Here is a 25,255-nt window from a genome sequence, read left to right on the forward strand (position 1 = left end):
CTCTAGCGCGCCTCATTGCGCCCATCGCGTGCCCACCACACATAGGGATCAAAGCCATAGAGTGGCATAGTCTTTGGCATAGCGATTTTGTCATTCCAATACGCCACACGATAGCCCTGTGCGTGAAAATGCGGTATCACATAAAAGCCCCAGAGCAAGATTCTATCTAATGCCCTGCCATAGGCGATTTTCTCACTAGAATCTTGAGCATTTATAAGCCCCTCGATGAGCCTATCCACATTTTCATCATCAATGCGTGCGTAGTTGCGCCCACCGCGATTGTTTGCCGCCTCACTCCCCCAATAAAACCGCTGCTCATTCCCCGGATTTAGGCTCTGCCCCACAAGCTCAATCACCATATCATAGTCAAAATTTCGCACTCTGTTGGTGTATTGCGTATCATCGACTTTGGCTAACGTGGCTTGTATGCCGAGTTTTTTGAGGTTTTGGATAAAGGGCAGGCAAATGCGCTCAAAACCCTCATAATTGATGAGAATCTCAAACCTTAGCGGCGCGCCATCTGTGCCTACAAGCACGCCGTTTTTAAATCTAAATCCCGCTTGGGCTAGGAGTGAGGCGGCGTATTTGAGATTTTCTCGCTTATCTTGGGCAAAAATCGGGGCATCATCGGTGTGTGTGATACCACGCCAATCCCGATAGCCAGATTCTATACGCGGCGGGAGCTTGTAGTCAGTGCGAGGGATTAGGTATTTGTGGGTTAAGATTCTAGAATCTGTGAGGGCTAATCCCGCTAAAATCTCGCGCTCACGCCCGATTGGTATGCCGCTAGAGGCAAAAATGGAGTTGTCAAAAATATTTATGGTGCGCTCATACTGCCCAAAGAAAAGATTGGCATTGCTCCACTCAAAGTCAAAGGCATAAAAAATCGCCTCACGCACGAGTTTGTTAGCAAAAACCTCTCTTTTGGTGTTGAAAAAAAACCCTTGCAGCGTGCTTGGGAGGTTGTTTGGTATCAGCATTTGAGTGAGCGTGGGCTTAGAGCTCTCATAATCCTTTGCCCAGACTTTGGCACTAGATTCTATACGCCAATCATACGCCCCTGCCATAAAGGCTTGCTGCGCCACCACGGGATCTTTGTAGTATTCTATCTCGATTGTCTCAAAGTTAAAAAACCCCTTGCGCGTGGGGTGCTCACTCGCCCAATAGTTTGGATTGCGCTTTAGAGTAATCTTGCGCCCCAAATCGTAGGAATCCAGCACATACGCACCGCTTCCTATGGGCGTATCTAGGGGATTTTGCCCAAAGGTATTGCCCTCTTTGCTCATAAAAATATGCTTTGGCAAAATGGGGAGTTGGGAGAGGATGAGGGGGAGTTCGGTGTTTTGGTTGGTAGCAAAATAAAAGCGCACTGTGTGAGAATCTAGCACCTCTACACGTTTCACATCGGCATAATATCGGCGGTATTGTATTTTACCAAGACTTATAAGCGTCTCGAAGCTAAACTTCACATCTTCTGCGCTCACGCTCACGCCATCGCTAAAGCGCGCCTTTGGGTTTAGGCGGCATTCTAAAAAAAAGCCCTTGGGATCGAGGACAAACTCCTGTGCGATGAGCCCATACTCGGTAGCACTCTCATCAAGACTCCCCACGCCTAGCGTCTCATACACGAGGGCAGCGATACTTTGGGCGGCATTGCCCTTTTGGGCGAAGGGATTTAGCGAGTTAAAGTCCCCAAGCTCAAAGCTCTTTAGCGTGCCGCCCTTGGGGGCTTGTGGGTTGGCATACGCAAAATGGCTAAAGCCCTTAGGGTATTTGGGCGTGCCAAAGAGGGCTATGGCGTGCGTGCCAAAAGCCTCTCCAAAGGCAAACATAAGAGCGAGAAAGCACGATATGAGTTTAGCCATACGCAATCCTAGGGGTGTAGTGTGGGCGAGATTGTAGCTTAGATTCAAGCCAGAAGCAAGGGCAGTTGGTATAGAATTAATGCAAGTTTCACTTTTAGTGAAACTTGTTGCCGCTCGTGGAGAGTAAATCTCCACTCGCTCCGCTGCGCGAGCATACACGCAATCTAAATGCGAGATTCTGTGTGTTTTTGGTGTCAGTGCGTCAGGAACGCCGCTTGGGCAAACACCTTGTCTATAAACCGAGCTAGGGCAAAAATTGCTCTCGGGGCGTGAGCAATCACAGAATCTAAGGCGAGATTCTATAATTGTTTGGTATAAGCCGCGTTAGGCGCGCAATGTGGCGTTTGCCTAGATTCTATAAACCAAATGCATACGAGGTTAGGAATGCTACTGTATATCCACATACCATTTTGTGCGAGCAAATGCGGGTATTGCGCGTTTAACTCCGTGGTGGATTCACAAGAGATGTATTTGGCGTATGTGGAGGCGTTGTGCGCGGATATCAGCGCATCGCTACAGAGCCACAAAGTCGCGCCGGGAGGGATAACAAGCGTCTTTATCGGTGGAGGGACACCAAATATCCTGCCTGCGGGGTATTATGAGCGGATTTTTGAGAGTTTCTTAGCGTATGTGAGTGGGGATTGTGAAATCAGTATAGAATCTAATGTCAATCTCATCACGCAGCATTGGTGCGCGCATCTCCGTAGTCTCGGGGCAAATCGTATCAGCGTGGGCGTGCAGAGCTTCCTCCCACAAAAGCTCGCATTTTTGGAGCGCGAGCATAGCGTGGGCGATATTTTTAGCGCGTTTAGCTCTATCCAAAAGGCGGGGTTTAGCAATATCAGCTGCGATGTGATATACGATACGCCCCTAGATTCTGTGCGGAGTTTAGAATCTGAATACGCCAACCTCGCCAAACTCCCGCTCTCACATATCTCGGCGTATTCTCTAAGTATTGATGAGGGCTCACGCTTTGAGGCAAAGCAGCTCAAAGCCCCCACACAGAATCTAAGCCATAAAGTGCGCGAGATATTAGAATCTCTAGGATTTGGGCAGTATGAGGTATCAAACTATGCCAAAAATGGCGCGTATTGTCGGCACAATCTGGGTTATTGGGAGGCGCGGGAGTATATCGGGTGCGGAGCGGGGGCGTTTGGGCGCGTGGGGAGCGTGCGCACAAAGGCACTTAGCAACCCACGAAGCTATATCGCTAATCCCCATCATCGCACGCAAGAAGTCCTAAGCGCGGAGGATTTGAGGCTAGAGGCTATTATGCTAGGGCTTAGGTGCAAAAGTGGCGTGCGATATGATCTCGTGCGCTCTGCTGCCAATCTCGCCCTACTGCTAGATTCTCACAAACTCACCAAAACCACGCACGCAGATTCTCAAGGTGCGTGGGGCGAGTATATCATCGCAAGAGATGTGTTTCTAGCCGATGAGCTAGCTATGTGGCTGTGTTAGGCATTGTTGTTTTGGGTGGGGTATAATTTTAGATAATTTTAAGGGCAGGGCTCTTAAGACGCATTTAGAATCTAAAATCTACAAGGACACAAAAGCTATGCAAAAGATACAAGAGCAGACGAAGCGATACCGCCCAAATGTCGCCGCGGTGATACTCTCGCCCAAATACCCCAGCGAGTGTGAGTTTTTCATCGCCCAGCGCAATGATATCAAAGGCGCGTGGCAATTCCCCCAAGGCGGGATTGATGAGGGGGAAAATCCGAGAGAAGCACTCTTTAGGGAGCTTAGCGAGGAGATAGGCACAAGCGAGGTAGAAATCATCGCAGAATGCCCGCAGTGGGTGAAATACGACTTCCCAGAAACCATTAGCAAAAAAATGTATCCCTTTGATGGGCAGATTCAGAAGTATTTTCTCGTGCGCCTAAAGCCAAGCGCAAAAATCAATCTCTGCACCCACACCCCGGAATTTGACGCGTATAAATTCGTCAAATACAAGGAAATTTTCCACCATGTGACGCACTTTAAGAAGCGTGTTTATAAAAATATTTTAGGATACTTTAAAGAAGAAGGTTTTTTATAAAATAGCTTTAAAGAGATTAGGACAACCCCAAGATGAAACAACTCCCCAAAATCGTGCTGTGTGTGTGCTGTATGGGTGCGCTTGCCCTCGCCACACCTCAAGCTAAAATGCCACAAGAGCTCTCACCCGCCACAAACACGCAATCTGTGCATACGATGAGCGTCGCGGAGTTTTTTGAACGCATAGAGCAAAACTCCATCGCGCTTGCCAAATCCCAAGCCTATGCCAAATCGCTCATCTATGAGGGCAAGGCAGCGAGAGCGTGGAATAGCCCCTATGCCGATGTGAGTGCGATGCAGGTGCGCTCGCCAAGTGGCGGCAAGGAGCTAGAGACTGAAGCGTATTTTATGCTTGCTCCGCGCCTGCCTTGGGTTAGCTCCATACTGCGCCAAATGTATCAAACCCGCCATATCAGGGCGCAAAAAAACTATGAGCTTACCAAGCGACTTAGCGTGATTAGCACCAAGCGATTGTATCTAGATTATCTCGCGCAAAAAGAGCTCTTTGATATCTATGAGGATAGGCTCGCAAATGCCAAAGAGCAGCTAGATATAGCAAAGATTCGCTTCGATGCGGGGCGGATCTCGCGCTCACAATATTTATTTTTCCGTAGCGACTTTTTGAGCGTGCGGGTGCTGTGTGAAAACTCTAGAAAAAACCTCCTAAACACTCTCAATGCTCTCAAAGTCGGGCTTGGGATTATCGATAATAGCGTGGATATCCAAGTTGATGGGCTTGCGTTTAGTTACATTGAGCTAGGCGATGTGGATATAGAATCTAGTCTGCAAGATTCTTTGTATTTAGAGATTGTCGCGCTTGATATCGCGGATTATTCTAATAGCGCGAAGTTTGCCTCAAGAAGTCGCTTTGACTCCCTAGAGCTAGGAGCTGGAGCCAATATCGCAGAATCTAGCACTGGCGCGGCTTTCAAAGTCAAAATCCCCCTCCCGCTCACGACAAAATATGGCAACCAAAAAGCGATGTATCTCGCCCTGCAAAGTGGCTCTGTGCGTGAAAGTGAGATTTTAAAAAACACCTTGCAAAACAACGCACACTCCTACCTTGAGCAACTTGAAGTGAAAAAAAACGCCATCAATGTGGCAAAAACCGATGAGGAAAACAAGAAAAACCTCACAGAGATTAGCAGGATCGGCTATGAAGCTGGGAAAACGAGCGTGTTTGAGTATTTGCTAGTAAAGAATAATTATCTAGATTCTATGATTGCCACGATTGAAGCAAAGCGGGATTATATCAACACCTTGGCTATGCTAGAAGAGAGCCTCGCGCAAGTATTGGCTGTAGAGAAACAAGAGTAAGGAGAGGATATGCGAAAGATTGCCCTAGTGTGTAGTTTGTGTGCCTGCCTATGGGGGTATGATGAGATCATCATCAGTGAAAGCGAGATGAAAACAAATGGTATCAAAGTCGTGAGCGTGGGGAGCAAGGGCTTTAATACGCGTGGCATACCCTTTAATGCCTTCATCGATTTTGATGACAAAACCTCTGTGGCGCAGAGCTCGAGCTTTGAAACCGTGGTGGTTAATATCTACAAACGCGAGGGCGAGTATGTCAAAAAAGGGGATTTAATCTGTGATATCAGCTCCAATGAGCTAAGCACTCTCTTTTTTGATTTTAAAAACACGCGTGAGCGGCTAAAAATTGCCTCTGAAAATGAGAAAAAAGACAAAATGCTCTATGAGAGTGGCGTCATCTCACGCAGGGAATATCAGCTAAGCTACCTCACGATGAATGAGCTAAAACTCAAATACAACGAGACTTCTGCCAAGCTTGACTTATTAGGCGTGAGCAGGGCGTTTATGGAGAGTGGCAAGCAGGGGCAGTATGGATTCCCCATCGTGGCACGTGCCTCGGGCGTGCTCTCTGTCGCCCCAAGGCAAATAGGGCAAAAAATCAACGCCTTTGCTCCCTATGTGAGAATCTCGCTCAAAGACAATAGTTTCCTAGGGCGTATCCGCATACCCACAAACCTCGCACACACGGTAGAAAAGGGCGATGCACTCCTCAACCAAGCTGGCAAAAATATCGGCTATATTGATACGATTTCAGTGGCTATTGATAGAGAGACTAATACGATTTTGGCAGTGGCAAAAATCACAGCCAAAGAATACAAAGTGGGCGAGATGGTGGAAGTGTATATCGGCGGCAAACTCCCTGATAATAGTATGCTAATCCCCTCCTCATCGGTGTTAAAGATTGGCAATGATTATGTGGTGTTTGTGCGCACCAAAAATGGCTTTTTGCCCACTAAGGTAAATGTAACCGAGGAGCGCGATAATAGCTTTGGGATTACCAAAGGCGTGCTACAACCAAATATGCAGATTGCCACGGGTTCTATCATTATCCTGCAAGGTATGCTAAGCGGACTTGGATCGGGTGGCGAGCATGCTCACTAGCATTATTGAGTTTTCGCTCCGCCAACGCTTGATGGTGGTAATTTGTGCGTGTGGGCTTTTGTTTTTTGGCGCATATAGCTTTTTGACAATCCCCATTGATGCATTTCCTGATATATCCTCTACCCAAGTCAAAGTGATCCTAAAAGCCCCCGGTATGGCACCAGAGGAGGTAGAAAATCGAGTGGTAAGGCCTCTAGAGCTCGAACTTTTGGGCTTGCCAAACCAAAAGAGCCTGCGCTCGCTCTCAAAATATGGCTTAGCAGATATTACAATTGATTTTAATGACGGCACAGATATTTACCTCGCGCGCAATATGGTAAATGAAAAACTCACGATGGCTATGGCGGATTTGCCCGCAGAGGTGAGCGGTGGGCTAGCGCCTATCGTTACGCCACTTAGCGATATGTTTATGTTCACTATTGAAGGCAATATGAGCGAGGTGGAAAAGCGTCTGCTGCTTGATTTTACCATCCGCCCTATGCTTAGGAATACCAAGGGCGTGGCTGATGTCAATAGGCTTGGGGGCTATGCGCGCGCGATTGCGGTCGTGCCGGATTTTGACAATATGGCGCGCCTTGGGATTAGTATCTCCCACCTCCAAGATGCTTTGAGTGCAAATCTCAAAAACGAGGGCGCGGGACGCGTGGATCGCGATGGGCAGACATTTTTAGTCAAGGTGCAAACCGCCTCGCTCACGATTGAAAAGATTAAAGAAATCCCCGTGATTACCAAAAATGGCTTTGTCAAAATTGGGAATTTTTGCGATGTGATAGAATCTCATATGACAAGGCTTGGGCTTGTGGTGATCGATGGTGTGGGCGAGACGACACAGGGGCTCGTGCTCTCGCTCAAAGGAGCAAATGCACGCGATGCCATCGATGGTATCAAGCAAAAGATGGAAGAGCTCAAGCCAAATCTTCCAGAGGGCGTGGAGCTACGCGTATTTTATGATCGCTCGCAACTCACCCAAAAGGCAGTAAATAATGTCGTCAAAGTCCTCGCTGAAGCCGTAATCCTCATCATCATCACGCTCTTTTTGTTTTTGGGCGATGTGCGTGCTGCGGTGGCAGTGAGCGTGATTTTGCCACTCTCAATCTCGGTGGCATTTGTGATGATGAAAGAATACGGAATCTCTGCCAACCTTATGAGTCTTGGGGGCTTAGCCATTGCCATAGGGATTTTGGTGGATTCTGCAGTGGTGATGGTAGAAAACGCCTTTGAGCGGCTAAGCCAAAACAAAAACTCGCCCAAGCTCCACACAGTGTATCGCGCGTGCAAGGAGATTTCTGTCTCGGTGTTTAGCGGGATTTTGATTATTATCATTTTCTTTGTGCCGCTTCTCACCTTGCAGGGGCTAGAGGGCAAGTTTTTCGTCCCGCTCGCCCAAACAATCGTATTCGCGCTCCTAGGTAGCCTCATACTCTCTATGACGGTTATTCCGGTGATAAGCTCCTATGTGCTGAAGGTAAAAGAGCACAAAGAAACCGCGCTCATCGCGTTTTTACACAAACTTTACGATCCGCTGCTAAATTTTTCACTCAATCACTTCAAGATCGTGTTTTTGAGTGCCATTGCGTTTTTGGTGCTCTCCCTCTCGCTTTTCCCCTATATCGGGACGGCGTTTATGCCCACGCTCAATGAAGGCGATATCGTTATCAATGTCGAGGGACCACCATCTATCTCGCTAGATCAAAACAAAGAGCTTATGCTCATACTCCAAAAACAGCTCCTAGAGCGTGTGCCAGATATCAAAAGCGTGGTGACGCGTATCGGGGCTGATGAAGTGGGGCTCGATCCCGCAGGGCCTAACCAAAGCGATGCCTTCATCTCACTCAAGCCCCAAGAGGAGTGGCAAGCCGAGGATCTCGATGACATTCGTGAGCAAATCCGCGAAGTGATCGCGGATATCAAGGGAATGAATCTAGCCGTGCTCCAACCTATCGATATGAGAATCTCTGAAATGCTCACGGGGGTGCGCGGGGACTTGGCGATTAAGATTTTTGGGACAGAGATTAATGAGCTCAATAGTTTGAGTGAGCAGATTATGGAGATTCTAAAAGGCATTGATGGGGCGCAGGAGACTTTCACGACTTTTAATAAAGGTGTGAATTACCTCCATATCACGCCCTATTCCCCAGTAATGGCAAATATGGGGATTCCAAGCAATGAGTTTGCGAAGTTTATGAAAAGCTCGCTAGAGGGCATTATGGTGGAGTATATCCCGCAAGGCACCGCGAGAATCCCCGTGATTATCCGACAGAGCAAAGAGCTAAGCAGTGATATCACTAAGCTAAAAAGCCTAGAGATGAGCTCACAAAATGGCTCGCCTATCCCCATTAGCTCCATTGCCGAGATTGTCGAAGTCGATGGCCCCGTGCAGATACAGCGTGAGGGTGCGCAGCGATACAATGTCGTGCGAACCAATGTGCAAGGCAGGGATTTGGGCGGATTTGTGCAAGAAGCCCAAGAAAAAATCGCCGCACAAGTGCAACTCCCCGATGGATATAGCATAGTCTATGGCGGGCAGTTTGAAAACCAACAACGCGCCCTAAAGCGTCTCTCAACCGTGATTCCGCTTAGTATCCTAGCGATTTTCTTTATTTTATTCTTTACCTTCAAATCCATTCCGCTCGCTCTGCTTATTTTGCTAAACATTCCTTTTGCGGTTACCGGGGGGCTTATCTCGCTCTTTGTGTCAGGAGAATACATCTCTGTGCCCGCGTCTGTGGGCTTTATCGCGCTCTTTGGTATCGCGGTGCTTAATGGCGTGGTGATGGTGGGGTATTTCTTGCAGCTACTGAGACAAGGCAGGACGCTAGAAGAATGCGTGCTCATTGGCGCGAGACGGCGTCTAAGGCCAGTGCTTATGACGGCGTGTATCGCTGGGCTTGGGCTCGTGCCAATGCTGCTCTCAAGTGGCGTGGGAAGCGAGGTGCAAAAACCCCTAGCAGTCGTGGTGCTCGGAGGACTGATAACCTCATCATTCCTCACGCTTGTGATGCTACCGCCGCTCTTTAAGTTTGTGGTGCGCAAATTTGGCATATAGGGGGAAAAATGGGCGAAGAAATAGTGCTTGAAATCTACTTTAGGTTTAACCTCAAAGATTCTATCGTGGATATGCTGCTTGATGATGGGTTTGATGACTTTTTTTACCACAGATGTTCTAAATACGCCTCTAGCTCGATGCTCCATAGCTCGATGGAGCAGGTGAGCGGCAGGCAGGATTATGGTATGTTTAAAATCGCCTTGAGTGAGGACAATGCAAAATTCCTAGCCAATAAGCTTTTGCAAGCCTTTGGCACAGATGATGTCAAGATTTTTAAGAGCAGTTTGGAGCACTACACACTATAAACAATCGCCATACTCTTCACAAGGGTTCGCCCCGCTATCAGGCTTAGGGCGAGCTCTTTGGCTACACCACGCAATTATCCTATTTTTAGAATCTAAAGATTTGCTGAGATTCTATCACGCGCCTTATATACTTGAAACAATGGAGTGATTTTTGCTTTATGCCTTGCCTAGTATATCGCATCAGGAGTTTTCATTGCAGATTAACACCCTCACGCCATTTATCCCCTCGCCCTATACAGAATCTAACCCCGCGCAGCAGCCAAATACTCAAGAGAATACCAAGCAAAACAACTCTCACAAAATCCAAGATACCAACGACGCGCAATCCTTGCAATCCCAAATCTCCCCGCTCACTACCACACAAGAGATAGCCGACAAACAGGCACAAAACCTTTTAAAAACTGATGAAAACCCCCACCCAGAGCGCATAACCTATGGCTTGAGAATTTTGGAGCTAATGAGCGATGAGGAATACCGCGCCTTTGTCTTTGCCTCGCAGGGACTAAGCGAATCCCAAAAAATGCTGATGGCACAGGGCTTGTATCGATTTACAGATTTTTATCAAGGACGCAAGGAGAGCGAGAGAGCGCAACTAGATGCGAAGATGCAGCGACAGCTCAAAGCCTTTGGCGCGCAAAATAGCCAAATTGAGGGCTTTATCAATCGCTACAAAAACGCGTATGCGCAGATTCTAAGCGAGGGGTATTTGGGCTAGATTCTATGCCTCCTGCACGAGTTTCAATGCCTTTTAAGCAAAACTTCTTTAGAATACGCGTTTTTATCTTTATCCGCTCATTAGTCAGGGTAGCTCAGCTGGTTAGAGCGCTGGTCTCATAAGCCGGAGGTCGGGAGTTCAAGTCTCCCCCTTGACACCATCTACGACTTTCACTCCCATAGAACCTTTAAGCCAATGCAATGCCAAAACACAAAATACACGCGCTACTTGTGGCTATAGTGTGCTTTACTCAAAGCGTTTTCAAACAAGGGGGCGCGCTAGATATGCCATTTGCAATTGGGGACTAGAGCCTTATAGAATCTACAAGCACTCCACAAAATGCACAAAAGCAAGCGTGCTAGAGGGCTAGGCTTCGAGCTTGTAGCCCACGCCACGCACGGAGATAATATATTGGGGATTTTTGGGATTTTCCTCTATCTTAGCGCGCAATCTCCCGATAATCACATCGATACTTTTATTGGAGCTCTCTGGGTTGATGGATTCAGATTCTATAGCGATGGCTTCGCGTGAAAACACGTGCCCGCGCTTGCTAATAAGTAGCGTGAGTATCTCATACTCCGCGCGCGTGAGCTCGAGCTTTTTGTCTTTGAAAAACACCTGTCGGCTATGCTTATCAATGCGGAATACAGAATCTTTCTCCCTGCTCTGCTCTTTGGGATTTTTCTTGCTATAGCGGCGCAGGAGCGAGTGTATCCTCGCAACTAATTCTTTGGGATCGTAAGGCTTAGGTATGTAGTCATCGGCACCATATTCTAGGGCTTTGACTTTATCATCGACATCGCTTCGTGCTGAAGATATGATGATAGGGATATTTTTTTGCTTTGCTACGCGTTTGCAGACTTCTAGCCCATCGAGATTGGGCAGTGTCAAATCCAAAAGCAACACATCAAAATGCTTGGCATTCACCGCGCTCATTCCCGTATAGGGCTCATCATAGCTTGTTACATTCATATCGTGTTTTTTGAGATAATCGCTCAAAATCTCGGCAAGCTCGACATCATCTTCAATCATCAAAATTTCTAGCATAGCTCACTCCTAATGTGTAGATAGGGAATTATACTCTAAGCAGCTTTATTGCAAGGTAAAATTTGGTTTGCAAAGAGCGTTAAAAAAGAGAAGTCTAAAAGGTAACTTTATAGAATCTAGCTCATTAGCAGCAATAGAATCTTAAACAACCTTAGATTCTATAAAAATGTGTGAGTGCATAAGTGAAGTGAAAGTAGCAATTGTCCCAAACCCCTTAAGGCAAGGGACTTAGGCAAGGATTAAAGCTTGTCAGCGTTTTGGCTTAGGTATTCTGCCACACCTTTGGCATTAGCTACCATACCCTTATCGCCTTTGTTCCAGCCAGCAGGGCATACTTCGCCATGTTGCTCAAAGTGCAAAAGCGCATCGCACATTCTAAGCATTTCATCGACATTTCTACCAAGTGGGAGATCGTTTATCACTGCGTGGCGCACGACTTTGTTTCTGTCAATGAGGAAGCTTCCGCGTAGGGACACTGCACCATTAAAAAGCACATCATAATCACGAGAGATTTGCTTAGTGATATCTGATACCATTGGGAATGTTACCGCGCCGATACCGCCCTCTTTTACGGGTGTGTTTCTCCACGCAAAATGCACTTCTTTAGAGTCGATAGACACGCCAATAACGCTAAATCCACGCTCTTCAAAGTCCTTCACTCTGTGATCAAACGCGATAACTTCACTAGGACACACGAATGTGAAGTCTTTAGGCCAAAAGAAAATAACCGCGCCATTTTTGCCAATGTTGTTGTAGAGGTTGAAGTTATCCTCAAATGTGCCATCAGCTTTGATTGCCTCTGCTGTGAAATCTGGGGCTTGTTTTGTAACTAGCATCGTAGTCTCCTTAATAAAAATTTTTGATAACAAATTATTATCAATGCTTGGGATTGTAATGCAAGTAAGTAATCAGAATCTAAACCTAGTAAATTTTTAGAGATAAATCGTATAGCTTTCATGGCTTTCTTGGGTATGATGAGGCTTGTCGTGCAAAAATAGCGGGACATTATAAAGCGCACTTAGATTTTCTTGTGTGAGGATATTCTTAGCATCTCCAAAAAGGCAATTAGATTCTGTAGATTCTAAAATCGTATCTGTGTTTTTTAAAAGCAAGGCTTTGTGTGAAAGATAGATGGCATGAGATGGAAAATGTGTGTTTAAAATAATCGCACAACCTTGCTTGCTAAGATGTTTTAGGGTATCGATGATGATTTTTTGGTTTGCAAAGTCTAGATTAGATTCTGGTTCATCTAGCACGAGGAGCTTTGGCCTGCACACTAAGGCTCTAGCAAAAAGCACCATTTGTAGCTCTCCACCACTTAAAGCATGGCAGTGCTTGTGTGCGAGATGTGCGATATGCAGTGTTTCTAATGTGTGCAGGGATTGTTGGAAATGTTGTGTTTTGGGTGTGAATCTAACCACAGGATTAAAGCCTAGCGTTACCATATCAAGCACTTTGAGATTAAACACATTGGTTTTGGCTTGTGCAACATAGCCGATATGCTGCCATAGAGATTTGCCATAGCTTTGTATGGGTTTTTGGTAGAGAAAAGACTGCCCACTTTGGCAAGGCAGTAAGCCTAGCATAGCTTTTAGCAGAGTTGTTTTTCCCGCACCATTTGTGCCAAGGATACTCAGCACCTCACCCTCTTTGAGATGAAAGCTGATATTTTTTAGAATCTGCCTACGCTCTCTTATAAAGCAAAGACTATGCACGCAAAAAAGTGCTTGATGAGTGAGATTGTGTGCATTCATAGTCGTAAGCCTTTGTTTTTGTAGAGGATATAAATAAAAAACGGAGCGCCGATAATGGCAGTGAGGATAGAGATGGGAATTTGCTCATGAGAAATCGTGCGAGAAAAGGTATCCACAATCATCAAAAACAATGCCCCAATAAACATAGAAAGTGGCGCGAGCTTAGCGTTTTCATTGCCCACAAAAAGTCGTGCGATATGCGGAATTAATAGCCCAATCCAGCCAATAATGCCACATAGCCCAACAGCACACGCCACAATCAATGTGCTTGCCAAAACTACGACAAGGCGCAATGCGTTGAGATTGACCCCAAGGCTTTTGGCTTCATCATCATTGAGTGTGAGGATATTAAACTTCCATCGCAAGCAAAAGAGCACGACACTTCCCAAGCTAATCCCAGCAATGCCAAGCCACATTTGCAGGCTAAATGTAGAATCTAGCGAGCCAAGTAACCAATAGGTAATGGTAGGGAGTGTATCTTGTGGATCTGCTAGGTATTTTATGAGAGAGACAAGGCTTTGGAAAAGCGCAGCGATGATAATTCCGCTTAAAATCATCGTCAGTGTGTTATAGGGCATCATTTTGTCATAGCTCACTGCCACAACAAGCAAAAGCGCTATAAGTCCAGACAAAAATCCAAAAAAACTTACCCATAGCACACCAAGCCCAAGCAGCAGGGCCAACACCGCTCCAAAACTCGCTCCCGCGGTAACGCCCAAAATATCAGGGCTTGCTAGAGGGTTTCTAAAGAGATTTTGAAACGCACAACCACTAATGCTTAACCCAGCTCCGACAAACAAAGCCAAAAGCACTCGTGGCAAACGAAACTCTAAGAGAATCATCGCATAAGCGGAGTTAGATTCTGTATGTGGTTGCGTGCCAACAAGCAGAGCTAATATGTCCTCTAATGCAATAGGATAGCGGCCAACTTTTAGGCACACAAGGGCGCATAGGACAATAATCCCAAAACTTAGAGTGCTTAGGCTGATGGTTTTTAGCATTGAGCGTGGCATTAGTATTTCCACACAAATTTTGCATTATAGCTTCTGCCCGGATCCACAAGGGGATTTGTAAGAGCGATGGGATAGCTGATATTTTCTACCGTTACGGGATTGCGCCCCACTTGATTAAAGAGATTGCTTATCCCTAGGATAAAATCCATATCCCTACAACTCTCCCAAAAACTCTCAAGCTTTAAGCCCAGATAAATATCTGTCATCGCATAAGACTTATGCGCCCGCTCTTCCCGCGCGTCTATACGCGTCTTTTTGCCATAAAATCGCTCTGTGAGATTCACATAGCCATATTTGAGATTAAACTGCAAAGTCGCCGAGCCATAAAGTGGAGCGAGATAGGCGATAGGTTTTTTGTCAGTGAGATTTTGCCCATAATTATAAGAGCCCACATAAGAGAGCACAATCATAGAATCTAAAAAGCTATGCCTACCCTCTAGCTCTGCACCGGCAATGATGGCCTTACCGATGTTTTCACTACGATAGAGCGCGTTAGAATTTTGTGTCGTAATGGTGGCGTTTTGGTAAGAGCTAAGAGCGATCATATTGGTGTAATTGGTAAAAAATCCAATAAGAGAAAGCCAATGATTCTCGCTTTGGAATCTAAAGCCAAATTCAGCAGTTTGGGAATATTCTGGCTTGATGAGTGGATTGCCTACTGTGAGAGTGGAGCTCCCACTTGGAGTGCTTGCCATCCTAGTGCCCGAGCCCGGATCTTTAAAGTTATGACTGAGATTTATCACATTGCTAATAGAATCTGTGATAAACCACACAGAGCCAAGTGATCCTGTGATGGCACCATTGTGGATAATGCCATTTTCATCAAGCAATCTAGCGGTTTCTATGGCAATGGCATTATTTGAGGCAATTTGAGTGTTTTCTACACTTGAGCGCGTTTTGGAAATAGTCGTTAGGATATAATCCCCTCGCAAAGAGGCTGATAAAAACCACGAGTTTGTCGCCCTAAAGTCGTCTTTAAGAAAAATAGCAAAATCTGTGTTTGTCGATGGGCGATTGGTGGTGTTGCTTACGCCGCTCACAAGGTTATTTTGTCGCACTTGTGTGGGAGAGATCGCGCTGTGAATCTCGCCCCCATAGGTTAGGGTATGCTTCCCATATGTGCCATCAAAGACAAGTCTGCCACCTATGTAGTGGTTGTTATACACTTCCTGATGAATGTTAGTTGTTTTATTAAATCCCAGTCGGTTATTCCAAATGTCCGTATCCCATTGGCGATAATACACATACGCTTCCATAGAATCTACAAAGCTAAGACTATGAGACTTCGCTCCAGCGCGGAGATAATACTCCGTGATAGGCACTTCACTCATTAAGATTCCATAGCTAGATCCCGGGGCTGCCCCAAGTCCGCCAGCGCGGTGAGATTCTATCCTAGTATAGCGGCCTTGTAGATAGTATCTCGTGGCATTGTGCGTATAGCCAGCATTAAAATCCACGCCTAGCATGTTGTATTTAGAATTTTTTGCCTTGTTTGAGCCATTTTCTGTGAGAGGCGTGGTATAGTCCTGCGCAACCTTAGTGCTTAAGCCCACTAAGACATCAAAGCCATTGCCCCCTCCTAACACTTCTAATCTACCGCCAAACATATTATTCACACTTGCATATTCTAGGGCGCGGATTCTCGCAGTCGCTTTAAATGTATCGCCGTTGATATTGTAGTTTGAGATTCTAGAGCGCAAGTTGATCACGCCATTCATCGCGTCAGCTCCCCATAGAGAGCTAGCAGGACCTCGGATAACCTCGATAGACTGAAAGGCATAAGGATCTAGGGTATTAAACTCCAAGGTATTGCGGCCAGATAAGCGCACACCATCAATCATCACAATTGAGCGCGTGCTATTAGAGTTTTGTCCCCTAATAGTAAGCTGTCCGTTGATACCACTAGAGCGCGAATAGACAATCCCGGGGACTTTTTCTAGCACACTTTGTATGCCGCCACCGCCTATGTTTGTCTCTAAGAGTGTGTCTTGGTTTAGGACGCTCACTTGTTTGGCCTGTAATTCTATGGGCAATTCCGACATAAGTGCTTGTGTGGTAACACTTGATTGGAGGAGGACTTTTTGCGTATTTTCATTACTATAAGAATTATTACTATTTTGTGCCTCTTGTCGAGTCGTTGGCTGTGTGCTTTGGGCATACAGATTCAAAGACAGGGCAATACTGACTATACTCACTGCTACAATCGTCCTTTTTGGTGCTTTTTGCCACATTGCAAAACCTCCCAATGGCATTAAGATAAAAGCTGCATTATGAAACTTTATAAGGAAAATCTCGGCAGTATTCTAACATAAAAAATAAGAATCGTTACTAAATTTATAAAATTATGTTACAATCCCCAAAGAACAGAATCTAAAGGATAAATTATGGAGGAGCATTATGGAAAATCAAATAAGCGCAGCAGCACAACAACCCTTTAGCTATGAAGAACTTAACACCTTTGGCAAAATCGGCTATATCAATTCTTTGGCCTATGAAATGGGCGAGGTGCCCAGTAGTTTTTTGTATAAGAATATTTTAGAGTGCATTGATCTTTACACAAGTCTTGAGGAAAGAGATTTGTGCCAATACTGCGCAATCGTCGTGCCAATGGCGATTGATGAAGTGTATTTGAGCAAATTTAGCCAAAAACTTTTGGATTATGTGCATAGGGGCGGGATTTTAGTGAGTTTTGCGAGCAACTTCACGCACTTCTTGCCTTATAATAGCGGCTACATTCAGAGTAAGACGCCCATCAAGGATAGAGAGATTAGACTAGAATCCCATATGATTTTTGAAGGTGTGCGGGAATATGATATAAATTTTCGGCGCGGAGTGAAGGGGTTTTTTAATCGCGGATATTTTGATATGAGCGTGTTTCCTAAAGAGCATAAGCTAGAGATTATTTTGCGCGATAGCGATGGGCAGTGCGTGGGCTATATCGATAGAGATTCTAGTAATGGCACGATTTTGGCCACAGCTGGGGCTGATTTGCTAAACTTTGGACTTTTTGACAACACGACAGCAAGGAGAATGGGCATCAACCTAATGGCGTGGATACACCAAGAATTACTAAGACAAGAATCTAACCAAAACCAAACCAACAAGCCAAAACCTCCGCTCAAAGCGCGTAAAGATTTTGTCTTTACCACAACTGCCCCAAACCCTAGAAAATCTCCACTAAAAAATGCCATTATCACAGGTGGCGCGTCCTTTCATCATTATTTTTTTCAAAACAAAAACAAAAAATACGAGAACTTTTTTCATCATAGAATCTATTTTTTAGACATAGATAAGGTGGATTTTGGCGAGTTTGATTACATCGTGTTGGCCTCACGACTGAATGCCGAGTATCTTATGCCTCATAAACAAAAGTTTTTGTCGTATTTAGAATCTGGAGGGCATATTATCTCTTTTGGCGAGGTTACTAAGCAATACTTACCAAATATTCTTTGGCAAGAATATCCTGTAAATTTTTGGTGGTGGCTTATACCCGGGGCAGACACGCCGCTTTATATCCAAGAAAATGGCAAGCAGCTTTTTAGCAAAATGAATGTAGATGCAGCAAAGTGGCATTACCATGGTGCCTTTTATCCCCCCAAAAACTCCCAAAAAATTCTCACAAACGAGCTTGATGAGTGCATTATCTACAAAGACACGACTTTTAGGGGCAATCTCTATGTCACATCTTTAGATCCGGATTTTCACTTAGGACAGGGCTTTATGCCTAAGACGGAAGGGTTTTTTGACAATTTTATGGAATGGGCGGAGCTAGATATGCGCGTTTCTTTTAAAGAGCCTTGTGAGGCATAAAAGAGAATCTAAAGAGTTGCTATGAGGTGTAATGATGCTTACTAACATAGATTGTAGAGCACTAAGCGCAGTGTGTTGGCAAAATGCTCTAAAAATTTTGCTTGTCTGTGCGTTGTTTGGCAAGGTGCTTAGCGCGGAGTTTCCATTAGAAATTGTGGATAATAGTGGCACAAAAGTGCTTTTGCCAAAGAGCCCTGAGCGGATTGTCGTTGGCGGGGGTATGTGGCCACTGCCATCATTGGTGGTTATGCTAGATTCTAGCGCTAAGAGGCTTGTGTATATCCCTAGGGCAAGTGCAAATGCCCTAAAATCCTCATTTTTGCTAGATTTTTACCCAGAGATTGCCCAAATACCAGCGGGCAATAGCGAAAATATCGAAGAACTTTTGGGCCTAAAGCCAGATTTGTTTGTCTGCCATAGTGCCAATACCAAGCTCTGTGAATCTATGCGCAGGACAAAAATCCCTACAATTGCCTTAAGCGTGAGCAAATGGGAATACGATTCTTCTAGGACTTTGCAGGGTTGGCTAGAGATTTTTGCCCCCATTTTAAATGCCGAGCAAAAAGCAGCCAAGATTCTGCAATGGGTTAGCGATACGCAAGAATTTGTCAAATCTCTACCGCAGCCGCTTAATGCTCCGCGAGTGGTTATTTTGCATCGCTTTGATAATGAAAGACATTTTAGTGTCGGAGGGCTTTTTGCAAACTATCTTTTGCAACACAGCGGGGCAAGGAATGCAATCAGTCAAAAAAATATCCAAAATGTCACTCTAGAGGAGCTTTATGCCATCAATCCAGAGATTATTTATCTCAATCACTTCAACGACAAACTGCCAAAGGATATTTTAGAATCTAAGCTTTGGCAACCACTCAATGCGGTGCAAAATAAACGTGTGTATAAATTCCCCCTTGGCTCATACAGGGCTTTTGCACCTAGCGTGGATTTGCCCATTTTGCTTTTGTGGCTACAAGCACGGCATTATCCACATAGGGATTTTCAGCTAAGAGAAAAAATAAGCGCGTATTATAAAGAAGTCTTTGATCTCACGCTCTCAAATGCCCAAATAGAGAAAATCCTAAATCCCACAGCCCAAGCCGGTGCGCTAGAATAAAACCAACAGATAAAGCCAACAAAGGTAATTTATAAATCAATTTATGGAAGCAACAAGAGATTATAAGCGTTGATAAAATTTTTATTAAGGGCTTAAGTAAGTCCTTAGACCATAGTAGGCTCACCACCCTTTAAGGGTATCTGTGCTATACTTTTTGACATTTTATAACTTAAAAAGGAGTGCGTAATGCAAAAATCTTATCTCAAGCAATTCCCAGATAGCAATGGCTATTTTGGCAAGTTTGGCGGGAGTTTCGTGCCAGAATCTATCGCCAAGGCTATGCAAGAAATCAGCGAGGCGTATGATTTAATCGCGCAAAATAGCGATTTTATCGCCGAGCTGCGCAAAATCCGCAAACACTTCCAAGGACGCCCCACACCCATCTACTTCGCACACAATCTTACACGAGAGCTTGGTGGAGCTGGGATCTACCTCAAACGCGAGGATTTAAACCACACCGGAGCGCACAAGCTCAATCATTGTATGGGCGAGGCACTTTTGGCAAAATTTATGGGCAAAAAGAAGTTAATCGCCGAGACGGGTGCAGGACAGCATGGCGTGGCTTTAGCCACAGCGGCGGCGTATTTTGGGCTAGAGTGTGAGATCCATATGGGGGAAGTGGATATTGCTAAAGAGCACCCAAATGTCGTGCGTATGAAGATTTTAGGGGCGAAAGTCGTGAGCGTGAGTGCGGGGGCAAAGACGCTCAAAGAAGCGGTGGATTCCGCCTTTGAGGCGTATTTGAGCGATCCGATAAATAGTATGTATGCCATCGGCTCTGTGGTGGGACCACATCCTTTTCCTAAGATGGTGCGGGACTTTCAGGCGGTTGTGGGCTTTGAGGCAAGAGAGCAGTTTTTGGAAATGACTGGCGAGCTGCCTGATATCGTTGCCGCGTGTGTGGGTGGCGGAAGCAATGCTATGGGGATTTTTAGCGGATTTATCGATGATGCAGTGGAGCTCGTGGGCGTGGAGCCTCTAGGGCGTGGGAGCGATCTCGGGGAGCATGCTGCGAGCCTTAGCTATGGGAGTGAGGGCGTGATGCATGGGTTTAATAGCATTATGCTAAAAGATTCTAAGGGCGAGCCTGCGGCGGTGCATAGCGTGGCAAGCGGGCTAGACTACCCTAGCGTGGGACCTGAGCAGGCGTATCTACATAGTATCGGACGCACGCAAGTGGCGGCTATCAGCGATGAGGAGGCGATAGAGGCGTTTTTTGCACTCAGCAAAAAAGAGGGCATTATCCCCGCTATTGAATCTAGCCACGCTCTAGCCTATGCACTCAAAATCGCCCCTAAGCTAAAGGGTAAAAAGATTCTCGTCAATCTAAGCGGGCGGGGCGATAAGGATATTGATTTTGTGGTTCAAAATTTTGGGTATGGGGAGTGAGGCTATTTGCTGCTCCCACATACGCTTTTTAAGTGGAAGCCGATTGACACCAGCAGGGGGAGCGAGTAGATTCTATCCAGCGCGATAGAATCTATGGGGACTTTAAGAGGCCTTAGCGCTACTTATCAACAATCTTACTTCTTTAGCTCTCTTAGCGCAGCTTTCAGAGCCAAGGACGCTATGCACGCAATACCGACAAAAATCACACCAAATACGATATATTCCATAAAACCTCCTTTGTTATTCTATTTTTCCTATCTCTTTACATTTTTTGTCTATTGCCTTGTTGATAAAAAATGCAATGACGACACAAAAACACAGGAGCACCAAGGCACCGATGGTAAGCCAAGCCTCCACTTTTTGGTAATTTGTAATGCTCCATCCAGCTATGGCAAGGAATGTCGCTACCAAGATTCCAAGCCAAAAACGCAACATTGTGAGCCGTTCCTTGAGTTCATCTATCTTTGCCATAGCACAATCATAGCATAAGTTGTGGATTTTCTTACTAATTTTGTGTTGCTCTAGGCTTTATTTTTTGATTTTTTTTATTTATGTATTGCTTTTCTTAAAAGAGATAAATCCCCCATTTTAGCCACTTTTATGCCCTCTTTGAAAAGAGCGATTTTCATAAATCTTTTATGTCATTGTGTGATTATAGAATCCATTGTTTTAGCGCACACATTGGTTTTGTGCAAGTCGCCAATCCCACACACACGCACAATAATCTCTTCACACCCCATTGGCAGCCACTCTGCCTGTAACCTACCTCAACACCCAAAGCGTGCAATCTATCCCCAAACCCCACAAGCTAGATTCTATGCTTGAGATTGCGCGACATCTCTCTAGTGCGATGGATTATGTGCGCATAGATTTTTACTACATTGAGACACAAAACATCTCGCAAATCTACCTCGGCGAGCTTACTCTTACCCCAAATGGTGGAAGTGCGCGTTTTAGCCCAGAGCATTGGGATAGGGAGTTTGGGAAATTATGGAATCTAGCTCATACCGATATCAAAGCAAATAACAACCTCAAAATATAGAATCTCACATACAAAGATTTGCAATGCGACACTCTAGCACGACGATATTTTTCCTCTGTCTTGGGTGCATCATCGGGTGGGGAGTGTTCGTGCTGCCTCATACCCTCTTTTTGCCACAAATTGGGCTATTAAACTCCCTTATAGGTTTAAGCCTAGGGGCGATACTTATAGGAGTTATTGCTAAGGATTATATGTTTTTGTTGGCGAGATTCCCACAGGTTGGAGGAGAGTTTCTCTTTACACTGCGTATCCTTGGGAGGACACACGCCTTTATCTGTGGATGGTTTTTAAGCCTTGCGTATTTGTGCATTATCCCGCTTAATGCCACTGCTCTGCCTCTGCTTGCCCACGCCTTTGGGCTAGAGCCACGCATCGCGCTATATAGTGTAGATTCACACCAAGTCTATGCCGAGGATATTGCCCTAAGCCTCGTAGCTATATTGGTAGCTTGCGTGGCAAATCTCTGCGGTATCCGCTATGTGTTTGCGTTACAAAAAGCCCTCATAATCCTTCTGGTGGGCAGTGTGTGCTTCTTTTTTCTCGCGATGAGCTTTAGTGCGCAATCTTTAGCAAACCTTTTAGGCTATGTGGATTCTCAAAGCCTTAGTATCGCGGGTATCTTAGCGATTATCGCTCTAGCACCTTGGCTGTATGTGGGCTTTGATTGTGGTGTGCAGATTATCCAAGATGTGCGTAATAATCCGCGTAAAATCACACTTTTTACGATAGGAGCTATCATAGCAGGGTTTTTGCTCTATGCCTTTGTCCTTATCTTTAGTGCTTATGGCGTGCCTTATGAGGCATTGCGTGCTAGTGATATTTCCTTTTGGGCGAGCTTAGAGAGTGTGCGTGGGTATTTTGGGGTATTTGGTGGTGTTGTGCTTGCTTTTGGGGTGTTTGGGGCGATTGCTAGTGGTATCAATGGCTTTTTTATCACGACTACCAAAGTCCTCTATGCGATGAGCTTGCATAGAATCTTCCCCGCCACGATGTGTGCAAAAAATCGCTTTGGCATTCCCCATAAAATCGTATGTTTTGTGGGTTTAGTCTCTTGTGTCTTGCCATTTTTTGGGAGGCAGGGGCTGCTGTATGTCGTGGATATGTCAAGCGTGGGGATTGTCGTGGCGTTTTTGTATGTGAGCGTGATAGCCTCTATCGTGAAACGGCGAGAATCTAAGCGCGTAAGCCTTCTATCTATGCTTAATATTCTCATTAGTAGCGTGTTTTTTGCACTACTCCTTTTACCCTTTTCTCCCGCAGTGCTTAAAGCTCCATCACTGATAGCCTTAGGGATATGGGGTGCGTGCGGGGTGTTGTTTTATCGATTGGCTATCCAAAATAATAAGAATCCCTAAGGGCAAGTTATCACAAAATCATTTCATTTTTAACTATTTTGTGCTATAACCTCAACTCATTCGTTGGTGCGTCCTTGTCGCACCGCTTCTTTTAGTCTCTCATCAAATAAATCCAAACAATCCTCCAAAAACATCTCTATCTTTTCAGGCATCACGCCAAAAAAATTTTAGAGCAGGGAAGCCGATTCACGCCAGTAGGGGGGCACGCGTAGATTCTATCCAGCGCGATAAAATCTATGGGGATTTGTGGAGATTCTAGTATCGGGGCGAGCCCTAGCAATTTATTTTTCTGAAAACTCAATGGCGGTTTTCACACCAAGATAGAGGATTGCCAAAATCCCTACAAATGCTATTCCAAAGATGATATATTCCATAGTCCTCTCCTTATTCTCTACCGATTTCTTTAATCTTTGCATTAATCTTTTTGCTAAGAAAATATATAGCAAAAAGCGCAAGCACGGCGACTACACCCGCACCTACAAGCACAAAAGTCTCTGCTTTTTGATAGTTTGTAACACCCCAGCCAATCACAGCCAAAAAGGTAGCGACAAATATCCCAAGCCAAAACTTCAAAAGCCCTAATTGTTCCTTGAGTTCATCTATCTTTGCCATAGCACAATCATAGCATAAGTTGTGGATTTTCTTACTAATTTTGTGTTGCTCTAGGCTTTATTTTTTGATTTCCCCATTTTAGCCACTTTTATGCCCTCTTTGAAAAGAGCGATTTTCATAAATCTTTGCCACGCAATCTAGGCCCAAATCTCCCCCAAAATTTGCCCCAAACTCCCCCACAAAATCTAGCCCACAATCTCCCCCAAAATACCACACACAATTCCCCACCTTTCAAAGTCCCTGATGATTACAAAATCAATCAATGTCATGAACAAATGCTTTTTATCGAAGTGGATTCTCATCGATTTTGCGCAAATCACACTCGCGCCATGTTTGATGAAAATTTTTCTAAACTACCATTTCAATTCAGCGCTGCAAACCTGCCCCTTACAAAAAATGTAGAAAAACCACACAATCTCGCAGCACTTTTGGAAGTTGCTAAGACACTTGCTAAGCCATTAAATTATGTGCGCGTAGATGTCTATAGCACAAATAACAGAATCTATGTGGGAGAGCTGACATTCACGCCAGCAGGGGGCACGAGTAGATTCTATCCAGCGCGATACGACAGAATCTATGGGGATTTATGGAGGCTTTAGTAAGCCATAGCGCAGCCATTTCCTAATAATCTCACTTCCTTAGCGGTTTTTAGAGTCAAAGACGCAATGCACGCAATACTGACAAAAATCACGCCAAATACTCTAATCTCTTTTCTCACTAACTTTTCCACTCTGTCGCTAAAACCACTCCGTTTTACACATTTTATGTTATAATATCCGCTCATTCGTTGGTGGCTCCTTGTGCCACCGCTATGTATCTCCTAATATCTCTATCAAACAAATCCAAGCAATCGTCTAAAAACACCTCGATTTTATCAGGCATCACACCAAAATAAAAATCCCTATCGTTTATTTTGATGATAGTTGTGATTCTAGGCGCACTTATAGGGAGCTTACGCCCATCTCTATCACGCGTGAAAATCTCGCGTGTTTTTAGGAGATTTTCACAATGAAAACAACGATTTCTAATCGTATGAATGCAGCTTAGTATCATCTCTGATTTGTGTGTATCGCGCAAAAATCGCTTTTTGCCATTGTGATAGAATCTGTCTTTATTAAGCGAGCTATATCGCGTAGGCTCAAAGGGCTTAAGCACTACAAAAATGTCCTTATAGAGTTTGTGCTTTGTCGCCATTTTGTGCCAAAAGCCCAGATTCTGTCGCGAGAGTAGTTGGTGATTATCTAGCCCCCTGCCTCTGTGCTCTGCCTCACTCTCCTCCTCCAGCCAACGCACGCCAAGCCTCTCAATAAGCAGAGTGTTGATTGTGTTGCGGATACAAATCTCTAGGGCACTAAGTTTGGTGGCTATCTTGCCTATTAGGACGAGGTTTTTAAAATGCTGATGCGTGTTTGGATAGCTTTGTAGTCGCTGTGTCGAAAAGAGATTCTTTATGCTTTCAGAGCAATCTAGTGCGTTGTTTGCGGGTTTAGAATCTAGCATTGTGAATCCTTGGTGTTTTGTGGGATATTGTAGCAGGTTATGGGCATTTTGCTTTCTGATTTTATGAGGAATGCTTTTTTTGACGCTGAAGTGTCTCTATCGCAGGATTTATAAATGCCCACTTATAAAGCAGTGCAAAATCCCCCATTTTAGCCACTTTTATGCCCTCTTTGAAAAGAGCGATTTTCATAAATCTTTGCCACGCAATCTAGGCCCAAATGACTCACAAGCTTTAT

The 25,255-nt window shown here is 45.0% G+C and carries 23 protein-coding genes and 1 tRNA gene; 14 read left to right on the forward strand and 10 right to left on the reverse strand.

Going from position 1 to position 25,255, the window contains the following annotated elements; translation table 11 throughout:
• Nucleotides 1–2: 2 nt before the first annotated feature.
• Nucleotides 3–1,865, reverse strand: a complete 1,863-nt coding sequence (locus tag ACH2BK_RS03135) for an extracellular solute-binding protein (protein ID WP_395002061.1) — start codon at nucleotides 1,863–1,865, stop codon at nucleotides 3–5.
• 384 nt (nucleotides 1,866–2,249) lie between these two features.
• Between ACH2BK_RS03135 and hemW the strand changes: the two genes are divergently transcribed.
• The 8 genes from hemW to ACH2BK_RS03175 all read left to right on the forward strand — a co-directional run bounded on the left by hemW (nucleotide 2,250) and on the right by ACH2BK_RS03175 (nucleotide 10,546).
• Entirely contained in the window at nucleotides 2,250–3,326 is a 1,077-nt protein-coding gene (gene hemW / locus ACH2BK_RS03140) for a radical SAM family heme chaperone HemW (protein ID WP_395002063.1), read from the forward strand.
• 97 nt (nucleotides 3,327–3,423) lie between these two features.
• On the forward strand, nucleotides 3,424–3,906 hold the full coding sequence (locus tag ACH2BK_RS03145; protein WP_394996998.1) for an RNA pyrophosphohydrolase: 483 nt from the start codon (nucleotides 3,424–3,426) through the stop codon (nucleotides 3,904–3,906).
• 32 nt (nucleotides 3,907–3,938) lie between these two features.
• Entirely contained in the window at nucleotides 3,939–5,222 is a 1,284-nt protein-coding gene (locus ACH2BK_RS03150; RefSeq protein WP_394996996.1) for a TolC family protein, read from the forward strand.
• 9 nt (nucleotides 5,223–5,231) lie between these two features.
• Entirely contained in the window at nucleotides 5,232–6,320 is a 1,089-nt protein-coding gene (locus ACH2BK_RS03155; RefSeq protein ID WP_395002064.1) for an efflux RND transporter periplasmic adaptor subunit, read from the forward strand.
• A complete protein-coding gene (locus ACH2BK_RS03160) occupies nucleotides 6,310–9,366 on the forward strand; it encodes an efflux RND transporter permease subunit (protein WP_395002065.1) in 3,057 nt (1,018 codons plus the stop codon). Before ACH2BK_RS03155 ends, ACH2BK_RS03160 begins: the two co-directional genes overlap by 11 nt.
• 8 nt (nucleotides 9,367–9,374) lie before the next feature.
• On the forward strand, nucleotides 9,375–9,671 hold the full coding sequence (locus ACH2BK_RS03165; RefSeq protein WP_395002066.1) for a DUF3240 family protein: 297 nt from the start codon (nucleotides 9,375–9,377) through the stop codon (nucleotides 9,669–9,671).
• A gap of 151 nt (nucleotides 9,672–9,822) precedes the next feature.
• A complete protein-coding gene (locus tag ACH2BK_RS03170) occupies nucleotides 9,823–10,386 on the forward strand; it encodes a hypothetical protein (protein WP_395002067.1) in 564 nt (187 codons plus the stop codon).
• Nucleotides 10,387–10,469: 83 nt separating this feature from the next.
• Nucleotides 10,470–10,546, forward strand: a tRNA-Met gene (locus ACH2BK_RS03175).
• Nucleotides 10,547–10,752: 206 nt separating this feature from the next.
• Here ACH2BK_RS03175 and ACH2BK_RS03180 read toward each other — a convergent pair.
• The 5 genes from ACH2BK_RS03180 to ACH2BK_RS03200 form a co-directional block, all read right to left on the reverse strand.
• Complete coding sequence (locus ACH2BK_RS03180; RefSeq protein ID WP_394996987.1) at nucleotides 10,753–11,433, reverse strand: response regulator transcription factor; 681 nt, start codon at nucleotides 11,431–11,433, stop codon at nucleotides 10,753–10,755.
• Nucleotides 11,434–11,672: 239 nt separating this feature from the next.
• Complete coding sequence (locus ACH2BK_RS03185) at nucleotides 11,673–12,269, reverse strand: peroxiredoxin (RefSeq protein WP_394996986.1); 597 nt, start codon at nucleotides 12,267–12,269, stop codon at nucleotides 11,673–11,675.
• Between the two features lie 96 nt (nucleotides 12,270–12,365).
• Nucleotides 12,366–13,187: an ABC transporter ATP-binding protein gene (locus tag ACH2BK_RS03190; protein WP_394996985.1), complete on the reverse strand. Its 822-nt coding sequence runs from the start codon at nucleotides 13,185–13,187 to the stop codon at nucleotides 12,366–12,368.
• Nucleotides 13,184–14,200 carry a FecCD family ABC transporter permease gene (locus ACH2BK_RS03195; protein ID WP_395002068.1) on the reverse strand — a complete coding sequence of 339 codons (1,017 nt, stop codon included), beginning with the start codon at nucleotides 14,198–14,200 and terminating at the stop codon, nucleotides 13,184–13,186. Before ACH2BK_RS03195 ends, ACH2BK_RS03190 begins: the two co-directional genes overlap by 4 nt.
• Nucleotides 14,200–16,431 carry a TonB-dependent receptor gene (locus tag ACH2BK_RS03200; protein ID WP_395002069.1) on the reverse strand — a complete coding sequence of 744 codons (2,232 nt, stop codon included), beginning with the start codon at nucleotides 16,429–16,431 and terminating at the stop codon, nucleotides 14,200–14,202. Before ACH2BK_RS03200 ends, ACH2BK_RS03195 begins: the two co-directional genes overlap by 1 nt.
• Before the next feature lie 166 nt (nucleotides 16,432–16,597).
• Here ACH2BK_RS03200 and ACH2BK_RS03205 point away from each other — a divergent pair, with 166 nt between their 5' ends.
• From ACH2BK_RS03205 to trpB, 3 genes are all read left to right on the forward strand, one after another.
• Entirely contained in the window at nucleotides 16,598–18,010 is a 1,413-nt protein-coding gene (locus ACH2BK_RS03205; RefSeq protein WP_395002070.1) for a hypothetical protein, read from the forward strand.
• A gap of 34 nt (nucleotides 18,011–18,044) precedes the next feature.
• The gene (locus ACH2BK_RS03210) at nucleotides 18,045–19,121 is read left to right on the forward strand and encodes an ABC transporter substrate-binding protein (protein WP_395002071.1); all 1,077 of its coding nucleotides are present in this window, start codon (nucleotides 18,045–18,047) and stop codon (nucleotides 19,119–19,121) included.
• Between the two features lie 186 nt (nucleotides 19,122–19,307).
• A complete protein-coding gene (gene trpB, locus ACH2BK_RS03215) occupies nucleotides 19,308–20,510 on the forward strand; it encodes a tryptophan synthase subunit beta (protein ID WP_395002072.1) in 1,203 nt (400 codons plus the stop codon).
• Nucleotides 20,511–20,750: 240 nt separating this feature from the next.
• Here trpB and ACH2BK_RS03220 read toward each other — a convergent pair whose 3' ends face one another.
• Complete coding sequence (locus ACH2BK_RS03220; RefSeq protein ID WP_394996975.1) at nucleotides 20,751–20,945, reverse strand: hypothetical protein; 195 nt, start codon at nucleotides 20,943–20,945, stop codon at nucleotides 20,751–20,753.
• Between the two features lie 304 nt (nucleotides 20,946–21,249).
• On the opposite strand from ACH2BK_RS03220, the gene ACH2BK_RS03225 reads away from it, so the two are divergent.
• Together ACH2BK_RS03225 and ACH2BK_RS03230 are read left to right on the forward strand one after the other, a co-directional pair.
• Nucleotides 21,250–21,552, forward strand: a complete 303-nt coding sequence (locus tag ACH2BK_RS03225; RefSeq protein WP_395002073.1) for an ATP-grasp fold amidoligase family protein — start codon at nucleotides 21,250–21,252, stop codon at nucleotides 21,550–21,552.
• A gap of 23 nt (nucleotides 21,553–21,575) precedes the next feature.
• The gene (locus tag ACH2BK_RS03230) at nucleotides 21,576–22,907 is read left to right on the forward strand and encodes an APC family permease (RefSeq protein WP_395002074.1); all 1,332 of its coding nucleotides are present in this window, start codon (nucleotides 21,576–21,578) and stop codon (nucleotides 22,905–22,907) included.
• 384 nt (nucleotides 22,908–23,291) lie between these two features.
• Here the strand turns inward: ACH2BK_RS03230 and ACH2BK_RS03235 are convergent, their stop codons facing one another.
• Nucleotides 23,292–23,519, reverse strand: coding sequence for a hypothetical protein (locus ACH2BK_RS03235; RefSeq protein ID WP_395002075.1), 228 nt, complete (start codon nucleotides 23,517–23,519; stop codon nucleotides 23,292–23,294).
• Between the two features lie 125 nt (nucleotides 23,520–23,644).
• Here ACH2BK_RS03235 and ACH2BK_RS03240 point away from each other — a divergent pair, with 125 nt between their 5' ends.
• Nucleotides 23,645–24,118, forward strand: a complete 474-nt coding sequence (locus ACH2BK_RS03240) for an ATP-grasp fold amidoligase family protein (protein WP_395002076.1) — start codon at nucleotides 23,645–23,647, stop codon at nucleotides 24,116–24,118.
• On the opposite strand, the gene ACH2BK_RS03245 is transcribed toward ACH2BK_RS03240, so the two are convergent.
• Together ACH2BK_RS03245 and ACH2BK_RS03250 are read right to left on the reverse strand one after the other, a co-directional pair.
• Nucleotides 24,115–24,303, reverse strand: coding sequence for a hypothetical protein (locus ACH2BK_RS03245; protein ID WP_395002077.1), 189 nt, complete (start codon nucleotides 24,301–24,303; stop codon nucleotides 24,115–24,117). The genes ACH2BK_RS03240 and ACH2BK_RS03245 overlap by 4 nt on opposite strands.
• Entirely contained in the window at nucleotides 24,300–25,019 is a 720-nt protein-coding gene (locus ACH2BK_RS03250) for a hypothetical protein (RefSeq protein WP_395002078.1), read from the reverse strand. The genes ACH2BK_RS03245 and ACH2BK_RS03250 overlap by 4 nt, the downstream gene beginning before the upstream one ends.
• Nucleotides 25,020–25,255 lie beyond the last annotated feature (236 nt).

It is taken from the genome of uncultured Helicobacter sp. (genome assembly GCF_949282165.1).
Classification (GTDB): domain Bacteria; phylum Campylobacterota; class Campylobacteria; order Campylobacterales; family Helicobacteraceae; genus Helicobacter_F.